Origin of the sequence: Helicobacter cetorum, assembly GCF_900198405.1 — a bacterium.
Taxonomy (GTDB): Bacteria; Campylobacterota; Campylobacteria; order Campylobacterales; family Helicobacteraceae; genus Helicobacter; species Helicobacter cetorum_C.
In genome coordinates this window covers 41,652-66,929 of sequence record NZ_FZMR01000023.1, presented here as the reverse complement: position 1 = coordinate 66,929, position 25,278 = coordinate 41,652, and the positions used below count along the sequence as shown (strand labels likewise).

The following is a 25,278-nucleotide window of genomic DNA, read 5'->3' as shown; positions in this document are numbered from 1 at the left end:
TAAAAACATTGTATTGATAGATTGTTTTTGTAATATTATTAATATAACAAATATTTTATAAAAAAGAATTTTTTAGTTCTCTTTAAAAATTATCATTTATTATATTAAAGTTTATTTCATTAAACTCTATTTAGCTATTTTTAAATATCAATACCTTGTTTTTAAACAAAGCTAAGTTTTTATAAAAATTTTATTTGTTTTTGTTTTATAGGGGGTTTTGGTTTTTAATTCCATCTTTTTCTTTTTGAAGTTTTTATATGAGAGAGATTTTCATTTTTTTTTAGTTTTTACATAGATTTCATATGATTAAAGACTTTCTTTTTTTAACCCCTCCAATAAACCCTACTATATAAATAAAAACCTTTTTAGGGGCAAACAAATATTAAAAAGCCAAAAGCATAGCAACTTACAGCAACACCAAAGTTCAAGCCACAAACTGCATAAAAAAAATTCATAAACAATTAAAAAAGGATACTTTGTTTTAATGATGAAGGTTTTTAATATAGTCGCACCCCCTTTAAAAAGGGGCTAGGCTTTAGCGTTTGATTTTATATAATAAAAGTAAAGCCCAAAAAGGATAACTCAATGTATAATAAACGCCAAGAGATTTTCCTAATGTTTCTTAAATATAGTCAGCTCTTATATTTATATTAAAATTTTTCGCCCCCTAATCTCTAGCTAAAAGCTATGGGGCGAGCGTTATTCTGCCCTAAACCCCTAAAAATACAGACTATTTTAAAAGGTTCTATTAGAAAGCATAGGGGGTATTCAAAGACCAAATTAAGCTTGTTTTAGGCATTCTAACGCTTTAAGCTCTCAATTTCTTTAAGCATGGTTTCAAACGCCTCTTTAGTGCCAGCACGCACGCTAGAAAGCAAGCTAAATACAATAATAGCCACGCTCGCTACAATAAAGCCCGGAACAATTTCATAAATATCTAAAAAGCTTTTGCCAAATTTATCGTATAGAATGACTGTTGTTGCGCCTGAAAGCATGCCAGCAATCGCTCCAATTCTAGTCATTCTCTCCCAAAAGAGTGAGAATAAAATCACAGAGCCAAAACTCGCACCAAAGCCAGCCCATGCATAACTCACAATGCTTAAAACACTCGCATTTCTATCCGTTGAGATGAAAAAGGCGATGCAAGCGACCGCTAAAACGGAGAGCCTAGAAATATTCATTACAAGCTTTTGAGGGGCGTCTTTGTGAAAAATAGTGGTGTAAAAATCTTCAGCAATTGTAGAAGAACTTACAAGAAGTTGCGAACTAGCTGTGCTCATGACAGCGGCTAAAATCGCGCTGAGTAAAATCCCTGCAATCCAAGGGTTAAAGAGTAGTTGACTCATTACAATAAAAATCTTTTCGGGGTCTTCTAAGCTTAAATTAAATTTTTGTATATACGCAATGCCCAAAAGTCCCATAGCACATGCCCCAATCAAAGAGATAACCATCCAAGAAATGCCTACGCTCGTAGCTTTAGGAATTTCTCTCACAGAGCGAATAGACATAAAGCGCACTAAAATATGAGGCTGTCCAAAATAGCCTAAGCCCCAAGCAAGACTTGAAATAATCGCAATAACGCTAGAGCCTTGTAAAAAAGAAAGGTTTTCTGGCTTGATTTCTTTAATGATTTTAAGGCTTTCTTCAAGTCCGCCAATATGAATGACCATAACAATTGGCACGACAATTAAAGCGCTCATCATCAAAAGCCCTTGGATTAAATCTGTCCAACACACTGCCTTATACCCCCCTAAGAAGGTGTAAGAGACAATGATAATAGTGCCAATACTTAGGGCATGGTTGTATTTAATGCCAAAGGTTGCCTCAAAAAGCTTTGCCCCACTCACTAGCCCTGAAGAAATATAAAAAATAAAAAAGATTAAAATTACAAAAGCTGAAATGAAGCGTAAGATATGCTTATCATCGCTAAAACGAGTCTCAAAATAATCTGAAATCGTAATAGAATTGGCAATTACGCTTGTATAAATGCGTAAGCGTTTGGCGATAAAAACCCAGTTAATCAATGCGCCTAGACTTAGTCCTATAGCGATGTGTGAATTGATGAGTCCGCCTACATACAAGGCTCCGGGTAAGCCCATTAAAAGCCATCCACTCATATCGCTTGCCCCTGCACTCAAAGCACTAATTACAGGCCCCATAGAGCGATTGCCTAAAAAATAATCTTCTGTGGTTTCATTTTGTCTGTAAAAATAAAAACCAATATAGAGCATTAAAAGCGAATAAGCGATAAACATCGTAATAATAGGGGTGCTTAAAACAACATGTTCCATATTATCTCCTTAAAAATACGAATATGGTGCTAAACCCTTATTAAAAGAGTTCTAGCATTTAGCCTTCAAGCTTTAATGATGGCATGAACAAGAATGGCAAGTCTGAGAATGCGTTTTGCCTAAAACTCTTGAGCCTAAATTCCCATAACGATGATAAGAGATGCTGACTGAACGCTCTAAATGATAATACAATAATTCAAAACGCCCATTTAGACAAGGTTTAGCAGTGGCTAATACAATGCCTAAAGCACTCGCTTTTTGGTGCAATAAATCTAGCTCACTATTTAAATAGCGCACCCGATTAAAATGGCTTAATTTTTCACTGAATGCTTGCAAGCTTTCATAATTAACAGAGGGTTTTGAGCCTAGCATATTCAAGCATTCTAAAAAGAACGCTAGGTTTTTATTCGTGTTTTTATTCTCTATGCTAAGCGTTAAAGGGATTTGAGCGACTAGACAAGCTAAAGCGATGCCTAGCATATCGCTTAAAGTATCCTTTTCTGTAATGCGATAGCCCACGCTTTTAACCTTAGTGTAAGAAAAGAGATTATCCTCGCCTCTAATTTTGACATAATCTTTGGCTTGACTAAACTCATGTTTATAATGATAGGCATAGCTCTTTGCCATAAAAATCGCGCGATTTAATTCATGGGTATGCTCATCATATCCGCTTGTAGTGAGCTTTTCTAAGCGATTGCTAAGGTCGTTTTCTAGGGTGTTACTATCTTCTTCTTCTTGGTGGATTTCTAAAAATTGTGTGATGTAATTAAAAATACCTACCTTTCTTCCAAACCCTACGGCAGATTTCTTAACTCCCCCAAAAGGTTGGCGTAAGACGATAGCTCCGGTGGTGGACTTATTGATATAAATATTGCCCGCCTCAATGCGTTCTAAATAATACTCCCACTCTCTTTCATCTAAGGATTCTAACGCGCTTGTAAGACCATAGCCGGTAGAATTAACTAAATTGATAGCATCCTCTAAATTTTCTGCTTTCATCACAGATAAAATAGGGGTAAAAAGTTCAGTCATATGCGTGAAATCGCCTTTTGTAGTGCCGTATTTAATGCTTGGTTTCATCAAATACGAATTATCATCAACAAAGCTGACAGGAATTTCCCAACGCTCATGTCTTTCTAGCTCATTGATAGCTTTTTGCACTTTAGAATCAGGCTTATCTGCTAGTGTGCCAACCTTGTTTTTGAAATCAAAGGGGTCGCCTACATTAAGGCTTAAGGTAGCATCCACTAAGGTCCTTTTGAAGTTCTCATCTTCATAGACTTCTTTTTCTAGCACTAAAAGCGAAGTGGCAGAACATTTTTGCCCCGAATTACTAAAGGCAGAATGGACAACATTTTTAATGGCTTGGTCTCTGTCTGCCATTTTGCTTACAATAGTGGCGTTTTTACCACCGGTTTCTGCACTCAAAGCCAAAGTAGGATTAGCCTCTAGCATTTTATAGGCAGTATCTTCGCCTCCGGTTAATACAGCAAATTTCACGCTTTTATCTTTTAAGAGATACTTACTAATATCACTCCCTTTAGAAGGTAAGTAAATGAGCGCATCTCGTGGCACGCCTGCATCCCAAAAGCACTCACAAAGCTTATAGCCGGTTACACTAGATAAACTTGATGGTTTGTAAATCACTCGGTTTCCTGCAGCTAGTGGGGCAGCAATCGTGCCTACAGAAATGCCTACAGGAAAATTCCATGGGGCAATGACTACGCCTACACCCTTAGGCTTAAAATTAGTTTTTGGGTTTTGTTCTTGCAACACTTTTAGGCTATAAGGATAAAATTCCAAGAAATCAATCGCCTCGCTCACCTCTGCGTCTGTTTCAACAAAAGTTTTACCCACTTCTAAGGCTGAAATGCCTATCATTTCGCCCCTTCTTTCTCTAAAGAGTTGGGCGGTTTTACTCATTAGCTCATGGATTTCTTCAAAACTCTTTTGACTGAAATGGCTTTCATCTTTTTTAGCCACTTCTAAAGCATGTAAAATGCCCTCTTCATCGGCTAAATGCACGCTTGCAATTTTTTTATGATGCACATGGTCAAAGACTTCTAAGATTTGCAAGTTAGGGTTTTCATAACGCTTATTGATGATAGGATATAGCTCTAATACGGGGGCATTGTGCATTTTTTCTCTGATTTTTTTAGCCCATTCTCTATTGGCTTTGAGAATGAAATCAGTATCGCTCTCATTTTTAAAACTATTGGTTTTATAAGTGGTATGCCCACTTTGCTTGGCATTTCTATCTTGGGTTCTGTGTGTGGAGTTATCTAAAGTGGCAACGCCTTTTAGGCTATTTAAAAAGCGTTGTTTTTGGTCTTCCCATTCGTTAGAGCCTACTTCTAAATTGAAGAACGCTTTCATGAAGTTATCGCTTGAAGTGTTTTCATCTAGTCTTCTCACAAGATAAGCAATCGCATTGTTAAAATGCGCCTCATCACAAACCGGAGCATATAAAATGAGTTTGTGCATGTCTTTTAATTCTTGGCTTGCTTGCAAGCTCATGCCTTCTAGCATTTCAAAAGTAAAATGCTCTAGTGCTATGGGGTCATTTAATGCATGAATGCGGGTGTATACATAAGCGATTTCAAAGATATTATGACTTGCGGTGCCGATGTGAATGTATTTATAATTATCATCTTCTAAGATAAAATCTAGCATTTTGTTGTAATTAGAATCAGTATCTTGTTTGCTAGAAAATGTAGGTAACGCCCAATCTTTTACAGACGCAATGGTCTCTTCGCTTTCCATATTCGCCCCTTTAACAAAGCGAATTTTAATGGGCTGAAATCCTTTTAAAACCCTTTCTTTAGAAAAAGCATGCAGTTTTTTTAGATACTCATAAGAATCAGGAATATAAGCTTGCAACACAATGCCGGCGTTTAAATCAAATTTAGAAATACTCTCCATAAAAGATTCCACCGTGAGTTCTAAATCTCTAAATTCTTCCATGTCTAAATTGATAAATTTAGGAATGCCTTGTTTTTGTTGTTCTTTTAGGGCTAGGGCATAAAGAGCGTCTAAGCGTTTGACTATTTCTTTTTTGGAGTATTCAAAATCAAGAATATTGATTTGAGAAAAAATCGTAGTGATTTTAATGGAGATGTATTGAATGTAACTAGACTTTAAAGCTTGTGAGTATTTTTCAAAGCGTGTATGAGCCTCTTCTTCACCTAAAACTTCTTCGCCAATAAAATTCACATTCAAAGTGATTTTTTCATTTTTTCTAGCTAAGATACGCTCTTTTAATTTGCTTTCTTCTTGGTCTAATACCATAGCCTTAGTATCATTTCTAATTTTATCTACAAAAAATGGCACGCTCATATTAGGGAGCATTTTTCCAAAACTTAAAAACACATTTAAAAGAAATTTTTCAAAAGAAGAAAAGATTTCACGGCTTTTATATTTATCTAAAACATGCTCAATCATTTCAAAACGAGCTTTATTGTCTTTGCATCTAAAGCTTCTATCCATAAGCTCTATAAGCATGACCTTATTTTCAGGGTTACTCAAAAGCTTTTGCATTTTAGAATGAAAGGCTTTTTCTTGTTGGCTTAGATTATGGCTGATGTTAGTTTGAAGTCTTTGGGCTAACTCTAGTGTGTCCTCAATGATTTTTTCCATTTAATTCTCCTTTAGCTTTCCTTAATTCCAGCCTTGATTTTAGCATGGTTTTAGTTACTGATTTCATTTAATAATGCTTATCATAAGTATATAAGGCATGCAAAAAATACTAAGTATGTAACTTATTCACACTTTTAGATGTTTATATCATTTGAAAACTAAGAAAAAATTGGTTTGTGGGTTAAAGGGGGGTTTGACTTAGACAAAGCCCTAAGCTTTATCTAAGTTTGTTAGGATTTTTAATCCTCAATCTTGCCACTTTTCATACGCTTATCATAAATCTTTTTGAGCTTGCGAATGTCTTGTTGCACTTCAAAAACTCCATGCCAGTGTGAATAATCTGGTGCTCCCATAAGACCGCCATGACGCATTCTGCGACCCTCATGGTGCCATAAGTGGTAGAATGTTTTTTGGAATTCATCACTCCATGGGTCTTTTTCTAACAAGCCTTTCTTTTTAAGCTCATCACGCATTTTGACCGCATCATCATAATAGGTGTTAAAGAGCATGACATTCTTATCGCCCATAGTGAAGACATTTTCAACATGCTTAACGGTGTGGCAATCTTTACATACCGCTTTCATCTCTTCTCTTGCAGCATCTGGTCCTTTAGGATTACCCGCTAGGATATTACCCTTAGTGATCTTAAAGCCATTAGCCCAATCATTAGCAGCAGTTTCATACCCTCCGGTTCTTAACTCACTTCTTGGGGCAAACATATTCCACTTCAAGCGGCGGCTTACATTGTGGGTAACATCAGATTTGGAGTTTCCACTCATATGACATGTCGCACAAGTAGGCGCTCTAAAATCTGCCACTCCCCAAGTTCCCGGCGCTGCGTCAAAATTCCATTTAGCGTTCTCAGAATTGAAGATATGTCCATGCATAGAATTGTTATAAATTTCAATATCTGGATGGTCAGGTCCCATATGACAAGATGCGCATGCTGCAGGCTTTCTGCTCTCTGCTAAACTGAATTTATGTGCACTATGACAGCTCGCACAATTTCCTACAGAACCATCAGGGAATGCTGTGCCAATACCATAAGTAGGCCAAGTTTCAGGCGTTGGTCTGTGGTTTTTGTCCAATTTGATAACCGTTCCATGACATTGGAAACATCCGGTAGCTTCTGGAGCTTGTTTCAAATCGGGGTGGTTTCTGCCCTCAATCATACGCATAAGTTCTCGCATATTCCCTTTAGCTAAAGGTTGTAAAGCACCTCTTGAGTGTCCGCTTTGATGAAACTCTTTAACCTCTTTTTCATGGCATTTTCCGCACACATTAGGGGAGACTAGCACTGAAATAGGAGTCTTAGAGCCTTTATGCCCATCCATAGTAAGCATAGGCGAATCTTTGGTAGTTCCATGGCAGTCAATACAGCTTACGCCTGCATGCGCATGCCTAGATTTACGCCAATCATTTACCACTCCTGGATTTTCTTTGGCGTGGCACTCTATGCAACCCTTTGCCTCAGGTTTTAACTCACGAAAAACCTTTAACTGCACATTGGTTTGCAAGCCCGGAGAGTTTACATTGCTCCCGCCCTTGTTGTTTGTATCTGCGTGCAAACTAACTAAAGTCAAAAAGACTAAACTCAATCGCTTAAACATTATTTTCGCTCCTTTGTATTGGGGTGAGTCATTTTTTGAGCCTCTTCTTTTAAAGAATGCTCAGGGTAGGGACGATAGTCTTCTTTAAGATAGTTTTTCAAGTGCTGGCTTAAATTTTTATGTCCCACTTTATTAATGTGGCATTCCACGCAAGTTTTAGTCGTGTATTTTTCAAAATAGTCTCTGTGGGGTAAGAAAGATTTTAAATTGCTCTGAGTCGCATTCCTTAAATTTCCATGACAATGTAAGCACCCAGAATCAGGCACAAATCTTTTAGCCTCTCTACGCCTTTCTTCCCAATTCACATGGGTTTTAGGGTTAAAGAATGTGTTTCCAATGACATCATTTAAGCCAGATTTAGCCTTTTGAATGAGATAATGCGTAACGCTATCATGGGGTAAATGACAATCTACGCATCTAGCTTTAAAACCAACCTTATTATTCCCTCCATGAGTATCTTGCAAGAACGCATTAACCTCAGGTTGCATAATATGGCATGAGCCACAAAATTTATCATCAGCAGTTTTTTCTATCATCTCTGCACTAATGAGCGAGAATATCATGCCAACAATGCCCCCCAAGACAAAAATCAATAACACGAGATAGCGGTTTTTTCTAATCAATTCTTTCAAGGTTATCCCCTACAGATAAATCTAAAACTACACTTCAAATAAAATCAAGTGTGCAAATTACTAATACAATTCCCATAAATAGTGATAGTTGATTATCACTAATTGATGAATTTTAGCAAGTAATCTGTTACTTTTGATTTATTATTGAAATTTTTGAAATTGATAGCTCAAGGATTATGAGTATAATTTTTTTCATTTACTATTGGTTTAAAAATAATCATTACCATTGCATAATAATTTAATGGTTATATAAACTTTAAAAATATTATTATAAATTAAAAAATATAGGATAAAAAAATGAAAATAATTAGAAATAGCGTTATTGTAGGGGTTTCTTTGTTGAGTGGTTGTGCTTACTTTGATACTAAGCGTTTGGTGCATAATGGCTTTTCTTCTAGCGAGAAAGAAAAGGTTCGCTACATGCCTGAAGACTTTGGCGACTCCTACTATACGAATCAAACTCATTGGGATACAAGATATTAGTTATATAAACTACAACGATTAAAAAGCAAAGATTATAACGGCTTTTTCAAATACAATTCTAGGGTTGTTTTGAAAAAGTCTTAAAGCATTCAAGTGTTTGAGTGCTTGTTGCATCTGCCATTTTTCCACACCTTGCTACACTTATATGGTGTTTTTTTTGACTTTTTTCTGAGCCACAAAGCATAGTGTATAAAAAATCATCATAGCGATTTAAAAACGACATATTAGATTTTTATCTGTATAATAAGCCTTGTCAATCAAAAATGCTCAAAAAGGATATTAAAGATGGTTCCACCCCCCCCCCCCCCGCATGCAATGAAGGCAGTAGAAGTAGCGTAGAAAACTGCTATGCTACCATCACAGAGGCTGAACGTAACGAAAAAATTAAAAAAACGATTGAGAGTGCTATCAATGATTTTAAAAGTGATATAAATAAGAGAGTTAGTGGATTAGAGAGTAAAATTAATGGGTTACAAGAGGAAATTAACAAACTCAAGCAACTATCTCATCGTTCTAGCAGTTTAGGGTATAGCTACACACAAAACCCACAAAATAACCAACCAAAAGAGATACAAGCAGACAGCCAAGGGCTAAAAACAGAGTCAACTGAGTGCAAGGAATGCAAAAAGCTTAAAGAGGAAAATAAAAATTTCCAAAAAAACCTTGATGAGCTAAAAAATGAAAACGATCGCTTAAAATCTAAGAATGATGATTTAGAGCAACAAATAGAGAGCTTAAAAACTAATATAGACGAAAAAGAAAAAGAGCTAACTTCTTCCATTAGGCAAGTAGAGACGCTAAAACAAGAAAAATCACAGCTCAATCAAGAGCTTGAAAACAAGCGAGCTGAATTAATCAAGCTAGAGCAAAATGAGCGTTCTTTAGAATACAATCTCAAGAGCTTAGGGAATGAAAAATCTCATTTAAATCAAAAAATAGAGAATTTAGAAAAAGAAAAGGGTGCATTGCGACTTGAAAAAGAGGCACTAGAAAAAAGCTACGCTCCAGTTAAGGATTTATCACAGCTATATGACTTGTTTTTAAAAGTTAAAAACTGCTTTAATTTTGGATTCATCAAAGAAACTTATAACACACTAGATTTAATTGGGTATATCTTAGCGGACACTCAATACTATCTTAAGACAATCTATGAAACCACTCAACAACAGCTCAAAGAAAACCGACAGAAAGGGGAGGAATTAGCAGAGTTTTTTAACGCTCTTTTTTCATGCGTTAAGCATAAGGATTTCACTCGTTTAGAAGTGGCTGTTGGCAGTAATTATAACAATGACTGCACTACATTGCGTAGCGAGCAAAAAAGAAGTGGGGTAATAGAAAGAGTTGTCTTGCAAGGCTATAAATACAAAAATGAAATTTGTTATAGCGTTGTAGAAACAAGGGATTAAAAGGGGTTAGAGTATGGCAGAAAAAACCAATAGCACTGCGTATGCGAGTGTTAGAAAGGGTTGCGTTACTTATGGTCAAGCAATAGGTGTTATGAATGAATTGTGCGATACGATAGATAATGTAACTTCTAGTCATTACGACTTAAAGTTAACGCTAGAAAAGCTAGAAAATGAGAACGCTAATTTCAAGCAAAAATTAGCTGATTTAGATGGGATTGATAGGGATAATAAGCGTTTTTTGAATGAAATCAAGGAATTAAAAGCTGAAATCAGACGCTTAGAAGAAGAAAACATTGAACTGCTAAGAAAATTATCCTAGCAGAATTTTAATTTTAAAAAGGAGAATGATATGGGTATTGTAACAGATATTGGTGGTGGCGTTTTAAACATTATGATAAATAGTGGTAAATGGACTGCAGATCAGATTGAATTTTTTAAAAAACTTAGCGAAGATGTTAAAAGATTAGATGGAGAAATCCAATATCTTATTGGTGGCTTACAAGGCATTAGTGAGACCAAAAAAGATGTCTTAAGATCAAAGTATGTTCAGCTGATATATAGGATTAAGGAATTAGATGAAAAAAATAAAAAGCTTGATGATGAACTTTTCAAATTGCATGCGTCAGGAGTAGGGGAAGGAACTAATCAAAGTAAAAAGCTATTAAGCATAGACCCAAAAGAAAATAAAGCTAAAGATAAAGTTATAGAAAATAAAGATGTAGAAATAGCTATGCTTGTTGATAAAAACACCCATCTTAAAAATGAATTGAGCCGTTTAGAAAATGAAAATCAAGTCTTAAAAGATAAGCTTGCAACAAACGAGGGATTAGAGAGTTTTAGAGATAAGGCAAGAGATTTAGAAATTCAAAATATGGATTTAATCCATGAAAACCAAGCTCTAAAAACAGAGTTAGATCAATTAGAAGTCATTAAAAAGGAAAATGAAACCATCAAAAAGGATAATGAAAGCATGCAAAAGAGAGTGAATGAACTAGATGAGCTTGATAGAGATAACAAACGCTTTTTAAATGAAAACAAGGAGTTTAGAAAAAAAATAAAGCTCTTGGAAGAACAAATTGATGAGCTTAAAAGATAAGCCTATTAAAAACCAATAAAAAAGGAAAAACATGTCAATAAAGCCGTTGCAAGCATTAAGGTTGCCTATAGAACATCCTCTAGTAGAGATTCTTTGTGATAAAGCGTTAAAAAATAAGAGTGAACTAATAGAACTTTTTAATTTTGACTTCCAATTTAAAAATAGCGTGCAAACTTTGGAAAGAGAAAAATTTAAGCGAGCCTTAAAAGTGGTTGGAGCGATTTATTCAAGCTTGCATTCAAATAATGTTAGTGAGGAAATAAAGGGCGTTGTAGAAAGGTGTGAAAATCATCATCTTATCTCTAAGGAATTTATAGAAGAAACCTTGCAGATTATAAGCGAGCAATCTGTGTATATGGATTTTAAAGAATTTAAGGAGTATATGCTAGAAGTAGACTATATAGCTATTGGCATTGATAAATACGAGCAAACACGATTGGAGGATTTGGACGCTGGTCATTGGGATTTGAGCGTGTCTTGCGAAGATAAAGATTGCGTAACCTTTAGATTTGATGGGCTAGATGATAAAAAAATTTATGCCCGCTCAAGCCTACTTGATGTGAATAAATCTAGTATTGTAGCCATTGATTTTGGGACTAAAAGCACGGTGGCAGGATATATGGATAAGCAAGGGGTTTATCGCTTGATTTCTATTGGCGATAATGGTAATGAAAGTTCTAAAAAATATGAAAACCCAACGGTTGTAGAGTTTAGACATAAAGACAGGTTTAAAAAGAGGTATAAGGCTTTAGAACACCGACCTTTTACAGAAAAAGATGACATAGAAATCGCCTATGAGGCGCAAAAAGACTTTGAAAGCGCGAGTGGCAATGAATTTTATCGCTTTTTTTCTAAGCTCAAGCAATGGGCTGGCACAGATGAACGGCAAAATTTTAAAGATTTTGAAGATGATTTTACTTTAGAGAGTTTTTTAGAATGCGATAAATTTAACCCCATAGAAATCTATGCCTATTACATTGGGCGCTATATCAATAACATGAATAACGGCGTGTTTTTACGATATTACTTATCTTATCCTATTAAGTATGAAAAACAATACGCACAAAAGATTAGAGAGAGCTTTGAAAAAGGCTTGAAAAAATCTCTTCCAAGCCATATTTTTGAAGATGAAAAAATGGCTAAAAACTTTAAAGTGGAATTGAGAGCGAGCGAACCTAGTGCGTATGCCATTAGCGCTTTAAAAAGCTATGGTTTTTTCAATAAAGAGAAATTAGATAAACCTATTTATTATGGCGTGTTTGATTTTGGCGGTGGGACAACGGATTTTGACTTTGGCAAATGGGAAAAAAGCGAGGATAAAAAATATTCTTATCGTTTGGTGCATTTCAGCAATGAGGGAGATAAATATTTGGGTGGGGAAAATCTCTTAGAATTGTTGGCTTGGGAAGTTTATGGGCAAAATTTTGAATTTTTAAAAGCAGAAAGCATTGTGATAGCTAAGCCGAATTATGAAAATGTTGATACCCAACGCTACGATTCTTTGACTAAAAATTCTAGAGAGGCTAAACGCAATTTATTAAAAATAGCTTATCATTTACGCCCCTTTTTAGAAAAACTAGACTCAAAAAGTTTGGGTGCGATAGAAGATGATGAAGAAGTAGAAATAGAGGGTTTTGATACAGAGCCTAAAATCCAGCTTTTTAATAAAGATGGCGAATCTAAAGAATGCAATCTTAGCATTGATTGCCAAGAGCTGTTAAAAATCTTAAGAGATAAAATTGAAAAGGGCGTTAAAGACTTTTTTGCAGAGCTGATTAAGGTAATATCGCATGCTGATGAGCATGGGATTAAAGAATTGCAAAAATTTCATATTTTCTTAGGGGGGAATGCGAGCAAGTCTATCCTTGTGAAACAAGCGTTTGAGAAACAGATAAGAGAACTTAAAGAAGACTATCAAAAAGAGAGTTCTAAAGATGATTTGGAATTTTATCTTTTTGAGCCTTTAGGCACCAAAGAATCTGATGAGCAAATCCTAGAGATTACAGGTAATGATGTCTCTAATGAACCAGCTTATAAAAAGGCGACTTGCAAAACCGGCGTGGCTTTTGGGCTTTTAGAAAGTAGGAGCAAGCCTAATGGAATTGATATTGAGTCTGTAGGGAATAAAGAGCCAAAATTCAAATACGACTTGGGCTTAGATAATGGGGAAGGTCATTTTGAAATCAAGGTGGCGCGAGAAAGCTTAAGAGTAGGCGAATGGGTGCTACTCTTTAGCAAAGAGGAATGGATTGAGCAAGATAGCTTGGAACTTCGCTATAGCGATAAATCAGGCTCTAGCAACTTGCCTATTGAAGAGACAAGCTTGTGTAATATCCCCCTAGCTGAGGCGTATGAGGGGGTGGATATTAAGGTGCGTTGCATAGATTCTAAAAGCATAGAAGTGGGCGTGTTTAGAGATAACGAATTATTGTCTAGCGAAGTAGAAATTTTAGACACTAAATAAAAGGACAAAACAATGAATGCAGAAAAGAAAGTTATTGATAATTTTATAGATTATTGCAAATCCAAGCATAAGAGAGTAGATGTGCATCCTACATCTGATGACCAACCTAAAAGACCCATAGTAGAGCCTATAGAATCTCCAACTGACCCTAAACCTAATAACAATGAAGTTAATCAGTAGTTTTTAAGGGATACCAGTAATAAGGAGAATACATGAAGTCATAAAAAGCATGCATTTAAGCACAAATAGGATATGGGGCAATGAGAATAAGAAAATTTAATGATTAAAGAAAGGGAATTATAAAAATGGAAGCAAGATTAGCTGTAGAAGAACTTGAGAAGTTTAAGAATCGTTTAATAGGATTTAGAGAGACTTTAGACAATGAGGTAAAAAGCGTAGGCAAACAGCTTAACGATATGGATTCATGGAATGACTCTAAAGCACAAGAGTTTAGAGAATGTTCAGCAGAACTTACAAAAATATTTAAAGAATGTGATAAAAGGACAGAAGAACAGATTCAGACACTTGATAGAATTATTGATGCCCTAATTAAATATTTGAATAGCTAGTCTTTATAACAAGGATTTTATTATGGGAATTATAGATGTAGATACCAAAGAAGTTAGGCAGGTTGTCAAAAAGAGTCAATCTTTTGAAAGCTCTTTATTTGATAAGACCAAGTCTTTTATTAGCGTATTGGAGCAATACCATCAAGTGATTGAGAGAGAATATAAAGAGATTCAAAAAGAATTAGAAAAAGCCCAAGAAGAATTAAAAGACGCACAAGGGTTAGAAAGCCTTGTGAATACAGCCCTTAGTGCCTTGCAAGGAGCTTTTATATTAGCACCCGGCCCTTGGAAGTTAGTGGCTATGGGGGGCGTTGAGGCGGCAAAACTTCTTGCAAAATCGCTGATGAAAGAAAACATGGAAAAATGCAAAAAAAATGTAGAACTCCTTAAAAAAGCGCATGAAATTTATCATAATCAAGTGAAAAAAAGCGGTGAGCTATTAAAATCTAAATACCAAGAATCTATGGGGGTCTTTAAGGGTTTTGTCAATAAGCACCATGATTTTTTAAGGCGTTTAAATAAGGCTAGTGAGATTATAGAAAACGATTATAATATCCCACCACCTCATGTTACTATTCCTATAGATATACAACGCCTTAATGAAAATAATAAGCCTTTTATTCATACAGAGTCAGAACACTCTTTAAAACTAAGCTCTTTAGAGCAAGATTTTATCACTCGTTTGCAAGCTGATTTAAATGATAAGATAGGAGCTACAAATAATCAGCTTAACTCTAATGACTTAGAAACTATCTTGCAAACTAAGGAGCAAGAATTTATAGGGCAGTTAACTGAAGTGTTGCCTAAAGATTTGAGCGTGTTTTCTTACCATAAGAGTTTGGAATTAGCTAAAGAGAGTTATACAAAAAGCTTTAAACAAGCTTTAGAGAATTTCAAGGAAAATATCCAAGAAAATCCTAATGATACTGAAACACTAGATAATGCGTTAGAAACTTTAGAAGAAGAGCTTAATAAAACTAGAGAAAAAATGGATAAAAAATTAGGCTCTCTTTTAAGCCTAGATGAAAAGTATAAAAAACAAGCCTTAAGCTATAAAGAATTTTTACAAAAGAATAAAGAAAGTTTTATTACAGATTTTCAAAACAAGCATTCTGTAGTGTTTAATGAAATGCGTTTGGCAGAATTTCCTAGTGCATTTAGCGTGGTAGTGCCTTTAGAAAATTTGAGTAAAACAATGTGTTGTCATTATGCCCTAATGGCCTTACAAGAAACTCTTAAAGAGAGGTCTTTGGATTTTAAAGAAAATGAATTAGATCAAATCACACAGCTTGGACTGATTCCTAAAGGCTATTTATGGCATTTTGATGCGAATGTTTTGGGGAATTTAGCGTTAGTTAGAGAAGAGTTATTACTTGGTGTTAAGCATACGAAAGGATACCCACAATGGATACAATTTCTACAACTACAGAAATGAATTGGGAATTTGTAGAGCCTTTAAAAGAGGGTGTTTTCAATCTCTTAGAGGCGCAGTTGGAAATAGATTTTAGCGATGAATTTAAGGATTTTATTGAGCGGGCAAATTACGGCTTTAACAGGACTCGTAATTTTATGGTTGCTAATAAAAATTACACGCTAAAGCATGTTTTAGATTTTAATGTCAATAGGACTAATAACGATTCTTTTTTAGTGTTTATGCACTATTTAAAAGAATGGCTAGAGCCTAGTGAAATTGTCTTTGCTAATGATGGTTATGGAGGGTATTATCTTTTGAATACAGAGACTAATTTGGTTTTATTTTTAGATACAGATACTTTTAAAAAGCATGTGTTGCTGAACTTTGAGATGTTTTTAAAAAAAATAGAATTAAGGGGATAAGATGAAGTTTGTCAGCAAAGTAATTGAAGAATTTTTTCCTAATCATTCTAAGAAAAGCTTTTATGAAGGCAGTTTGAATGAATTAAAAGGGATACAAGAATCTTTTTTACAAGAGGCGATGAAAGATGATTTAGGTAAAAAGATTAATGATGAGGTTTTAGAGGAAATGCTTAAGAATGTGTATCAATTAGAGAATTTAGAACAAGATGCACAAGATACTCAAAGGCAAATCAATAAACAGCTTGAAGAGGCACAAAAGCTGATTAAACAAGTGAATTTAGATTTAAACTCAAAGAGTCTCATAAAATCCAAGATAAAAGAGATGGACACCTTTGCACAAGAGGCACAAAGAGAATATGAAAAGGCCAAAAGAGAAGAAGAATTAAAGGGTAAATGATTATGGAAGGCTTGTTAAAAGAATTAGATAATGCTATAAAAAAGGTGTATCACAATGAGCCAAAAGAGATTATTGAACTTGTTATGGATAAAGCTAAGGAGCGTAAAGACCAAATCAATGAAGAGCAAGCTCCATTAGATGATAAAAATCTAGGTCTTAATGAGGGGAATCTTTACCCTGAATTTTTAAGATGTGGGGTATTGAAATGGAAGGATAAAAATAGTGCTAATCCTATTGTTTATCCAGCTCATTGGCCTATGACATACTCCTTTCCCACTCCAAGCTTGTATATAGAAAATGAAAGCGATGGGCAGTTTTTAAGAGAAATGCTAATGAGATTGCTTTCTAGCATGCCATTGATTCAATTAGAGGTGGTCTTAGTTGATGCGTTGAGTTTAGGGAATATCTTCAAGTTAGCAAGAAGACTTTTATCTAAAGAAAATGATTTCATTTATCAGCAAAGGATTTTAACTGAAAGCAATGAAATAGAAGAGGCATTAAAACATCTATACGAGTATCTAAAGGTTAATTTACAAGAAAAATTAGCCGGCTTTAAAGACTTTGCCGAATATAATAAAAACGCTAAAGACCCCTTACCCTTAAAAGCTCTTTTTTTAAGTGGGGTGGATGCTTTGAATAGCAATGCGCATTATTACTTGGAAAAAATCGTGCGTTTTGGTTCTAGTAATGGGGTTTTAAGCTTTATCAACTTAAAGAGTGAAAAAGATAACCCCACAGAGGCTATTAATAATTTGAAAAAATACGCACAACCTTTTAAAAAGGTTTGCGAATTTAACCACTTAAGTGTGGAAGTGATAAATGGTGCTTCTGCTGATAATGAGAATTTGCAAGCTTTTGCTGATAAGATAAAAAAATATTATGAGATAAAAAGAGAAGTTAAACGAGAGCTTAAAGACTTGCAAAGAGATGAAGAATTTTTAACTAAAAACTCTCAATATAAAGTGTCTGTGCCAATAGGTTGGGACATCAACCATAAAGAAGTGCGTTTTGAAATCGGCGATGAGCAAAACCACACGCTTATTTGTGGGCGTAGCGGGAGTGGGAAATCCAATTTTTTGCATGTGTTGGTTCAAAATTTAGCCTTTTATTATGCGCCTAGTGAAGTGCAACTCTTTTTGTTAGACTATAAAGAAGGTGTAGAATTTAATGCGTATGTAGAGCCGACTTTAGAGCATGCAAGATTAGTGAGCGTAGAAAGTTCTGTCTCTTATGGCATCACTTTTTTAGAATGGCTTTGTAAAGAGATTCAAAATAGGGCTAATCAATTCAAGCAATTTAAGGTCAAGGATTTAAAAGACTATAGAGAGCATGGAGAAATGCCTCGTTTCATTGTGGTGATTGATGAATTTCAAGTGCTTTTTAGTGATAGCTCTAACAAACAAAAAAATAAATTGGAGCAATGTTTAAACACTTTACTTAAAAAAGGGCGTAGCTATGGAATCCATTTAGTCCTTTCTACTCAAACCATGCGTGGCACTGATATTCATACTAGTTTAAAAGCTCAAATCGCTAATCGCATTGCTTTATCTATGGATGCAGAGGATAGCATGAACATATTAACTGATGAAAAGGCTTGTGAGCTTGTGAGACCTTGGGGGATTTTCAATAATAATGGAGGGCATAGAAATTACCACACTAAAATGACTATTCCTAAAGCCCCTGATGATTTTAAAGATTTTATTTTAAAAATCAAAGATATGGCAAACCAAAAAAATCTTCCTCCCATAGAGCATAAAATTTATAATGGCGAAGAGCCTTTGAAATTACCTAACACGCTTGGAGCTAGTGGAATGTGCTTGCACTTAGGTAAAAAAGTGGATTATGAGCAAGATGATTTTCTTATTGAGTTTGACAATAATGAATCACATTTATTAGTGGTAAGCAATGATTTAAACGCTCGCATAGACTTAATGAAACTTTTAGCTCAAAATATTAAGAGTGCAGACAAAGAGTTGCTTTTTTATCATGCAGAAAAACGCCGTATGGGGTATCTTGATAGACTAAAAGAATATGGCGTTGTTCCTACAGAACATGCTTTAGATAGAGCGAGCAACCCTAATAGCGTTTTAATGATAGATAATTTGAATGAGGCCAAAGAATTGCACACTAAAGAGGGCTTGGAAAAACTCAAAATTTTCTTAGAAACAGCTATAGATAATGAATGCTATTGCATTATTTTTGTGAATAACTTAAAGCAAATTCCTAGTAATTACAATGCAAGTTTAAAGGACTTATTAAAAGAGAGATTTAAGCAAAACTTAGCCTATAAATGTAATGCAGAAAATTTAAACGCTATCACAAGCGACATACAAGTTCCATTAAATAAGCTTGATGCGCGTTTAATAGATGTGTCTAAAGACAGCATAACAGATTTTAGACCGTTTAGCTTATAAATTAAAAAAAAGGGGGATAAAAAGGGTTTTATTAACCCTTTTTAGTGTGTTATATTTGCTCTGTAACCAAACGAGCGATTTTTTCTCTTAGATTCAGCAAAACTTCTGAGCCATTGGCTAAAGCTTTTATACATAGATTAGAGCTTGCGATTTCACTCACCGCTCCATCTACTTCGCTTGATTCAATCAACTCTCGCACGCTAGATAATTCTAGGGGGCAGTTAATGAGAATGAGGTTTAAATAATGTGTGTAGGTATCAAACATGCACAGATTGGACATCTTGGTTTTAGAGGGGTCTAAAAGCGTGTTGTCATAATAAATGGGCTTATTGTCTTGGAATACAGAAATATTTGTGTGCAAGCGGTTAAACTCAAACAATTCTTCCATAGCCACTCGCCCTGCTACAAGGATTTCACTATAGAGTAGCTGGCTAGTAGGGTGCAAATGAATGGCTGTTTTACCCTTAAAATGCGCATTCTTAAAAGGAATAAGTGGAAAAGGCGCGAAGTCCAAAAGCGCATTTTCTTCTACAATGATTTCTGTATCTCGGCTCGCATAACCCTCTTCGGTGTCATGGATTTTTTCAAAAGATTGCGAAGTGATTTTAAGCTTGCAATTCTCGCCAATATGTAGCCTTACCTCTTGTGCATCACCTTTGAGCATGCCGGGACTTACAGCTAATAGCATGATTTCTGCCAAATCGTTTTTGGGGTAGAAAGGTGCCATAAGCTTAAAGGGAGGTGTGAAAAAGTTATTCTCGGTAATGCACTTGCCATTAGCTCCAATTTTAGTTTTTAAATGGAGCTTTGATTCTTGAGCGTAAGTATTCATTAATCTTCCAATAAAGCGTGGTGCTTAATCCAATTTACTACATCATCTAAACCTTCTTTAGAGCGGATATTAGTGAATATAAAAGGCTTATCCCCACGCATTTTTTTAGAATCTCTTTCCATTACGCCTAAATCCGCTCCTACATACGGTGCTAAGTCAATTTTATTGATGACTAATAAATCTGAGCGAGTGATTCCCGGTCCGCCTTTTCGTGGGATTTTATCCCCTTCTGCCACATCAATAACAAAAATCGTAAAATCCGCTAACTCTGGATTAAAAGTCGTAGAAAGATTATCGCCCCCACTTTCAATTAAAAGCAACTCTAAATTAGGGAAACGCTTGTGCATTTCTTCAACCGCCTCTAAATTCATAGACGCATCTTCTCTAATCGCCGTATGCGGACAACCACCGGTTTCTACGCCAATAATTCTCTCTCGTGGCATGACAGAATTTTTACACATAAATTCCGCATCTTCTTTAGTGTAAATATCATTGGTAATAACTGCCATATCATAATCTTTTGACATATGGCGGGTCAATGCCTCAATCAACGCCGTTTTTCCGCTCCCTACAGGGCCACAAACTCCAATTTTTACCATTAAAATTTTCCTTTCTTTACTAAAATTAAATTAAGACATATAAAGCCGAGAGTATAGACTCTCATGTTGCATGGCTTTAATATCATTTTGAATGCTTGCAACGCATAAATAGTCTTCATCAAGCTCTAAAACTTCATCTAAAAGATAGTTGAAATGCTCTTGCAAGGCTAATAAGATTTTTTGTCCATCATTTTGGGGTAAGGGGACGGTTTTAACGCAGTTAATCACCATGTTAGAGGTTTGAGCGTAAAGATAATGTCTCAAACCAGCCCTAAGCTCTATGCCTAAACTCGCACAAAAGACCCCATAGCTAGTGGCATGAGTAGGGCTAGCAGTCTTTTGAGAATAGGCTCTAAAAAATTCGCCCATATCTAATTCGCTCATAGCTTGCAAAGTTTTAATGAAACGATTGCCTAGCTTTTGATTAGCTAAGCGTAATTCCATAGGACTTGTAGAGAGCAAGATGATTTCTTCAATTTCTAAGATTTTTTTCAAATCATTTTTTAAAGCGCTTTCATAAGCTAGTTTTAATCCAAGCATTTCAGTATAGAGAAACTGACTAGAAAGGTTTGCCTTTAAATATTCTAAAGCGCTCGCACTATCTTTTACAAGGCGTTGTTGGATATAAGTTTCTAATCCAAAAGAATGGGTATAAGAGCCAATAGGAAATACCGCATCATTAACTTGTAAGATTAGAAATTCCTTATCTATTTTATGAGAGAGCCTATCGCTAGATATTTCCTTAGTATCTTTATTAGCATGGTTAGCATGTTTTTTGGCATGACTAGATGGTTTCACTTCTTCTTCCTTCACTATCTTTTTAAATTCACTTCACTTTTTCATAACGACTTTAAAATCGCTCGCTAGAGAAACCTTGAAGTTAGGTTCGCTATGAGGCATGCTAACGGTTAGGCGTTGGCATGAATCTAATCTTGAACTTAAAACGCTATTTGTTACCCCTAGCTTTTCTAGTAGAGCTAACATAGGCTTTTCAAATGGTGTTTTAAATTCAAATTGGTTATCGCCATAGTATAAAGCTGCATGGCGGTTTCCTATTTCATAACATATTTTTGCGACTTCAGCAATGCTTTTAGCCTCAATGTGAATGACTTCAGAGGGTAAGATATTGATTGCAACAATTTCTTTTCCCTCTTTTAACAAAATATCTCCATGGGATAGTCCTAATTTAGGAGCGTCTTTAAGGCGCATAGCGATTTCTTTTCCTTGTTGGGTTTTGAACCTAGCGATTTTTTTTCTCGTGTCAAACCACTCTAAATCCACATAATCAATGCAGAAATCCAAGGGATTTAAATCCCTAAGATTGCCTTCTAAACGCTCTATAATCATAACTTACGCCCAGTTAATCATAACTTACGCCCAGTGTTGGATAAAGAGCAACCAAGCAGGAATCCAAGCGGTTAAAATACCCTCAATGATAGCAAGCCATGGGGTAAATTTCCCTAAAGGAATCTTCAAAATATTCTCAATGAAAGCTGTAAGCCATAGAACACCCCAAGCTAACCAAATGATTGCCCACCAATCACCCTCAGTGATGCCTAACACTCTGTGGTCATCTAACGCATCGCTATAGTGAGACAAAATTGCTGCAGGAATAGTGTTGATAGCTACAAAGAGACTATACCAAGAGAATGGTCTCCAATCTAGGTTGAAAGTGTGGTTAATTGCCGCATAAAGGTAAGTAAAACCAAACAATAACCCTGTAGCAGGCCCATAGAAATTAGTGAGATGGTGAGCTACTTGTGCAACATCTTCTGCACCTTCTACAGGAGTAGATGGATGGAGCGTAAAATACGCAATCGCAATAGTGTTACACACAATAGATAAGCCACCTACAAAAAAGTTCATGATAGCTGTGCTCTTAGGGTCAACCTTAGTTAATCCACAAATCCCGTTGCTGATTAAAACAATCGCAACATATAACAATACAAGTCCTAGCATTGCCTTTCCTTCCAAAATATGAAATTTCACAACAAATGTGCAAAACTTTTGTTGCTAAGTTAATGATAAAAAAAAATAGTAAATCTAAAAAAAATAAAAATAAATTCTCTAAACTTTTTAAAGCTAAAAATTAGAGAATTTAGATTACTGGATTTGTAGAGGGAGAAAAAGAATACCCCCCTCCAAAAAAATCCTAGAAAATGCTATAGAGTTGTGCTAAGCTCACTTCATCAGCTGCATGAGAAGTAACTTCTTTGCCATCAACTTTAACTTTGTAAGTTTCAGAGTTAACTTCAATATGAGCGGTTACATCGTTGAACTTAAGGTCTTTTTTAGTGATATTTCTGCAATTTTTTACAGGTAATACATGTCTTTCAAGACCTAACTCTTCTTTGATCCCCAAATCATGAGCTACTTGAGAAACAAAAGTGATGTTACCATCAAATTTAGCTTTACCATGATGACCAAACATCTCTCTGTAATATACAGGTTGAGGAGTAGGAATAGACGCATTAGCATCACCCATTTGACTTAATGCAATGAAACCACCTTTAATAATCATGTTTGGCTTAACACCAAAGAAAGCTGGACTCCAAAGAACTAAGTCAGCGAATTTGCCTACTTCTACAGAACCTACATACTCACTAATGCCATGAGTGATAGCTGGGTTAATAGTGTATTTAGACAAGTAGCGCTTGATTCTAAAGTTGTCATTATCGCCATGCTCTTCTTTTAAGCGACCAAACTCTTTTTTGTTTTTATCAGCAGTTTGCCAAGTTCTAGTAATAACTTCACCTACACGCCCCATAGCTTGAGAGTCAGAACTTGTAATTGAGAAAATTCCCATATCATGCAATACATCTTCTGCGGCAATAGTTTGAGGGCGGATTCTTGAATCAGCAAACTGAACATCTTCTTTAATGTTTTTATCCAAGTGGTGGCAAACCATTAACATATCCATATGCTCTGCTTCAGTATTCTTAGTGAAAGGAATAGTGGGGTTAGTAGATGCAGGTAAAATGTTATGCTCACCAGCTACTCTAATAATATCAGGAGCGTGTCCACCGCCTGCACCTTCAGTATGGAATGTGTGCATTGTGCGTCCAGCAATCGCTTCCATAGTATCTTCTACACAACCTGCCTCATTTAAAGTATCTGTGTGGATTGCTACTTGAACATCGTACTCATCAGCGATGTCTAATGCGTGATTGATTGCAGATGGAGTTGTGCCCCAGTCTTCGTGAATCTTAAATCCGCATGCACCAGCTTCTAATTGGTCAATTAAAGTAGCGTCATTAGAAGAGTTACCCTTACCTAAGAAACCTAAATTCATGCAATACTCTTCAGAAGCACGGAGCATTTCTTTTAAGTTTCTTCTACCCGGAGTAATTGTAGTAGCGTTTGTTCCATCAGCAGGACCTGTTCCACCACCAATCATAGTAGTTACACCGCTTGCAAAAGCTGTAGGGATTTGTTGAGGAGAAATGAAGTGGATATGTGTATCAATTCCACCAGCTGTAACAATTAAACCTTCAGCAGCTAAAGCTTCAGTAGCAGGACCTACGCAAAGATTGTTTTCTACGCCATCTTGCATATCTTTGTTTCCGCCTTTACCAATACCAGCAATTTTGCCATCTTTGATACCAATATCAGCTTTATAAATACCTGTGTAGTCAACGATTAAAGCGTTAGTGATGATTAAATCTAATTCTTCCTTGCTAGGATTGTTAGACTGAGCCATACCTTCTCTTAAAGTTTTACCGCCACCAAATTTAAGCTCTTCACCATAAATAGTATAGTCATGCTCAACTTCAGCAATAAGTTCTGTATCACCCAATCTTACTTTATCGCCTGTAGTAGGGCCATACATTGATGCATATTCTTTTCTGCTAATCTTTTTCATGTCTTACTCCTTAATTGTTTTGTGGTAATGTTCGTCGCTCTTAGCACCTTGGAAACCACGATCTGAAGCTCTCTTAAGTGCGATACTCTTGCTGTATTCATCTAATTGTCTATCAACTAAAGCGTTCATTCCAAAGACTCTTCTGCCACCGCCAATATCAATCAATTCAACGGTTTTTTCTTCACCGGGCTCAAATCTTACAGCAGTTCCAGAGGCAATGTCTAAGCGCTTGCCAAATGCTTGCTCTCTATCAAAGTCTAAGCGCTTATTAACTTCAAAGAAGTGGAAGTGTGAACCTACTTGAACAGGTCTATCACCTTTATTTTTTACTTTCAAGCTAATAGCATGTTTGCCTTCATTGATAGTGATGTCTTCATCTTTTAAGAACACTTCACCAGGAATGAGTTTGCCGTTGCATTCAATTGGAGTATGGATTGTTACAAGTTTGGTTCCATCAGGAAACATTGCTTCAATACCTACTTCATGAATCATGCTCGCTACGCCATCCATGACATCATCAGCTTTCAAAAGAGTGCGGCCTTCTTGCATCAAATCAGCCACGCTTTTTTGACCAGCTCTTGCCTCTTCCATAACATGAGCACTAATGAGAGCTACAGCCTCTACATAATTAAGCTTAATGCCTTTTTCTTTACGCTTTCTAGCTAATTCTCCAGCGTAATGGAGCATTAACTTATCTAACTCTTTTGGGGTGAGTTTCATCTCATTCTCCTTCTTTTTGGTATTTTTGCCTTGAAGTCTTTGTAATGCAATCAAGGTTGAGAGAATTTTAGCAATGTTTTGATTAACCAAGATTAACAGAGTTGTTTTATTAACTAAATATTATATATTGCTAATTAGTATTATCGCTTTTTAATAAGTTTTAAAGCAAGGAAAATAGGGGTTTGTCATTGATTAAAACAAGTTTGATAGACAAAAATTTATTCTTTAATTCTTTAAATAATTTTTTAAAATTGTTTCATGATTTGAAAGAATTAGAACAGCATGAATATTATTTAAGTCAATTTGAACCGAATAAATATATGAATGAAAATAATGGTGGCCACGACTGGACTTGAACCAGCGACCACTACCATGTCAAGGTAGTGCTCTACCAACTGAGCTACGCGACCCTTATCTTAAAAAGGGTTTAA

At 35.6% G+C, this 25,278-nt stretch carries 23 protein-coding genes and 1 tRNA gene; 11 read left to right on the top strand and 13 right to left on the bottom strand.

The annotated features are described in order from the left end of the window. Positions 1 to 800: 800 nt before the first annotated feature. The 4 genes from putP to C6H25_RS07185 form a co-directional block, all read right to left on the bottom strand. Positions 801 to 2,291, bottom strand: coding sequence for a sodium/proline symporter PutP (gene putP, locus C6H25_RS07200; RefSeq protein ID WP_104748758.1), 1,491 nt, complete (start codon positions 2,289 to 2,291; stop codon positions 801 to 803). A gap of 72 nt (positions 2,292 to 2,363) precedes the next feature. Then, on the bottom strand, positions 2,364 to 5,927 hold the full coding sequence (locus C6H25_RS07195) for a bifunctional proline dehydrogenase/L-glutamate gamma-semialdehyde dehydrogenase (RefSeq protein WP_104748757.1): 3,564 nt from the start codon (positions 5,925 to 5,927) through the stop codon (positions 2,364 to 2,366). 239 nt (positions 5,928 to 6,166) lie between these two features. Continuing rightward, the gene (locus tag C6H25_RS07190) at positions 6,167 to 7,537 is read right to left on the bottom strand and encodes a multiheme c-type cytochrome (RefSeq protein ID WP_104748756.1); all 1,371 of its coding nucleotides are present in this window, start codon (positions 7,535 to 7,537) and stop codon (positions 6,167 to 6,169) included. Beyond that, positions 7,537 to 8,169, bottom strand: a complete 633-nt coding sequence (locus tag C6H25_RS07185) for a cytochrome c3 family protein (protein ID WP_104748755.1) — start codon at positions 8,167 to 8,169, stop codon at positions 7,537 to 7,539. The genes C6H25_RS07190 and C6H25_RS07185 overlap by 1 nt, the downstream gene beginning before the upstream one ends. Positions 8,170 to 8,466: 297 nt before the next feature. On the opposite strand from C6H25_RS07185, the gene C6H25_RS07180 reads away from it, so the two are divergent. Next, positions 8,467 to 8,652, top strand: a complete 186-nt coding sequence (locus C6H25_RS07180; RefSeq protein ID WP_104748754.1) for a hypothetical protein — start codon at positions 8,467 to 8,469, stop codon at positions 8,650 to 8,652. Between the two features lie 58 nt (positions 8,653 to 8,710). On the opposite strand, the gene C6H25_RS08655 is transcribed toward C6H25_RS07180, so the two are convergent. Next, positions 8,711 to 8,875: a hypothetical protein gene (locus tag C6H25_RS08655; protein ID WP_158653905.1), complete on the bottom strand. Its 165-nt coding sequence runs from the start codon at positions 8,873 to 8,875 to the stop codon at positions 8,711 to 8,713. Positions 8,876 to 8,915: 40 nt separating this feature from the next. Between C6H25_RS08655 and C6H25_RS07175 the strand changes: the two genes are divergently transcribed. The 10 genes from C6H25_RS07175 to C6H25_RS07135 all read left to right on the top strand — a co-directional run bounded on the left by C6H25_RS07175 (position 8,916) and on the right by C6H25_RS07135 (position 18,834). Then, positions 8,916 to 10,058 (top strand): hypothetical protein, encoded by a 1,143-nt coding sequence (locus tag C6H25_RS07175; RefSeq protein WP_104748753.1) that lies wholly within the window; start codon positions 8,916 to 8,918, stop codon positions 10,056 to 10,058. Between the two features lie 13 nt (positions 10,059 to 10,071). Then, the gene (locus C6H25_RS07170; RefSeq protein ID WP_104748752.1) at positions 10,072 to 10,377 is read left to right on the top strand and encodes a hypothetical protein; all 306 of its coding nucleotides are present in this window, start codon (positions 10,072 to 10,074) and stop codon (positions 10,375 to 10,377) included. A gap of 30 nt (positions 10,378 to 10,407) precedes the next feature. Continuing rightward, complete coding sequence (locus C6H25_RS07165; RefSeq protein ID WP_104748751.1) at positions 10,408 to 11,154, top strand: hypothetical protein; 747 nt, start codon at positions 10,408 to 10,410, stop codon at positions 11,152 to 11,154. Between the two features lie 31 nt (positions 11,155 to 11,185). Beyond that, entirely contained in the window at positions 11,186 to 13,618 is a 2,433-nt protein-coding gene (locus C6H25_RS07160) for a hypothetical protein (protein ID WP_104748750.1), read from the top strand. A 12-nt stretch (positions 13,619 to 13,630) separates the two neighbouring features. Continuing rightward, the gene (locus tag C6H25_RS08650; RefSeq protein ID WP_158653904.1) at positions 13,631 to 13,798 is read left to right on the top strand and encodes a hypothetical protein; all 168 of its coding nucleotides are present in this window, start codon (positions 13,631 to 13,633) and stop codon (positions 13,796 to 13,798) included. Positions 13,799 to 13,923: 125 nt separating this feature from the next. After that, positions 13,924 to 14,187: a hypothetical protein gene (locus C6H25_RS07155; RefSeq protein WP_104748749.1), complete on the top strand. Its 264-nt coding sequence runs from the start codon at positions 13,924 to 13,926 to the stop codon at positions 14,185 to 14,187. Between the two features lie 22 nt (positions 14,188 to 14,209). Then, positions 14,210 to 15,622, top strand: a complete 1,413-nt coding sequence (locus C6H25_RS07150) for an HNH endonuclease (protein WP_104748748.1) — start codon at positions 14,210 to 14,212, stop codon at positions 15,620 to 15,622. Next, positions 15,592 to 16,023: an SMI1/KNR4 family protein gene (locus C6H25_RS07145; protein ID WP_104748747.1), complete on the top strand. Its 432-nt coding sequence runs from the start codon at positions 15,592 to 15,594 to the stop codon at positions 16,021 to 16,023. Before C6H25_RS07150 ends, C6H25_RS07145 begins: the two co-directional genes overlap by 31 nt. A gap of 1 nt (position 16,024) precedes the next feature. Then, positions 16,025 to 16,420 (top strand): hypothetical protein, encoded by a 396-nt coding sequence (locus C6H25_RS07140; protein WP_104748746.1) that lies wholly within the window; start codon positions 16,025 to 16,027, stop codon positions 16,418 to 16,420. Beyond that, complete coding sequence (locus C6H25_RS07135; RefSeq protein WP_104748745.1) at positions 16,417 to 18,834, top strand: FtsK/SpoIIIE domain-containing protein; 2,418 nt, start codon at positions 16,417 to 16,419, stop codon at positions 18,832 to 18,834. The genes C6H25_RS07140 and C6H25_RS07135 overlap by 4 nt, the downstream gene beginning before the upstream one ends. Positions 18,835 to 18,883: 49 nt before the next feature. Here C6H25_RS07135 and C6H25_RS07130 read toward each other — a convergent pair whose 3' ends face one another. From C6H25_RS07130 to C6H25_RS07095, 8 genes are all read right to left on the bottom strand, one after another. Continuing rightward, entirely contained in the window at positions 18,884 to 19,666 is a 783-nt protein-coding gene (locus C6H25_RS07130) for an urease accessory protein UreD (RefSeq protein ID WP_104748744.1), read from the bottom strand. Beyond that, positions 19,666 to 20,265 carry an urease accessory protein UreG gene (gene ureG, locus C6H25_RS07125; protein WP_104748743.1) on the bottom strand — a complete coding sequence of 200 codons (600 nt, stop codon included), beginning with the start codon at positions 20,263 to 20,265 and terminating at the stop codon, positions 19,666 to 19,668. Before ureG ends, C6H25_RS07130 begins: the two co-directional genes overlap by 1 nt. A gap of 30 nt (positions 20,266 to 20,295) precedes the next feature. Continuing rightward, a complete protein-coding gene (locus tag C6H25_RS07120; protein ID WP_418904555.1) occupies positions 20,296 to 21,081 on the bottom strand; it encodes an urease accessory protein UreF in 786 nt (261 codons plus the stop codon). Positions 21,082 to 21,096: 15 nt separating this feature from the next. Next, the gene (gene ureE, locus C6H25_RS07115; RefSeq protein WP_104748741.1) at positions 21,097 to 21,612 is read right to left on the bottom strand and encodes an urease accessory protein UreE; all 516 of its coding nucleotides are present in this window, start codon (positions 21,610 to 21,612) and stop codon (positions 21,097 to 21,099) included. A 24-nt stretch (positions 21,613 to 21,636) separates the two neighbouring features. Continuing rightward, positions 21,637 to 22,224 carry an AmiS/UreI family transporter gene (locus C6H25_RS07110; RefSeq protein ID WP_104748740.1) on the bottom strand — a complete coding sequence of 196 codons (588 nt, stop codon included), beginning with the start codon at positions 22,222 to 22,224 and terminating at the stop codon, positions 21,637 to 21,639. Between the two features lie 193 nt (positions 22,225 to 22,417). Then, positions 22,418 to 24,127 carry an urease subunit beta gene (gene ureB / locus C6H25_RS07105; RefSeq protein WP_104748739.1) on the bottom strand — a complete coding sequence of 570 codons (1,710 nt, stop codon included), beginning with the start codon at positions 24,125 to 24,127 and terminating at the stop codon, positions 22,418 to 22,420. A gap of 3 nt (positions 24,128 to 24,130) precedes the next feature. After that, a complete protein-coding gene (gene ureA / locus C6H25_RS07100; RefSeq protein ID WP_104748738.1) occupies positions 24,131 to 24,847 on the bottom strand; it encodes an urease subunit alpha in 717 nt (238 codons plus the stop codon). Between the two features lie 334 nt (positions 24,848 to 25,181). Beyond that, a tRNA-Val gene (locus tag C6H25_RS07095) sits at positions 25,182 to 25,257 on the bottom strand. Positions 25,258 to 25,278 lie beyond the last annotated feature (21 nt).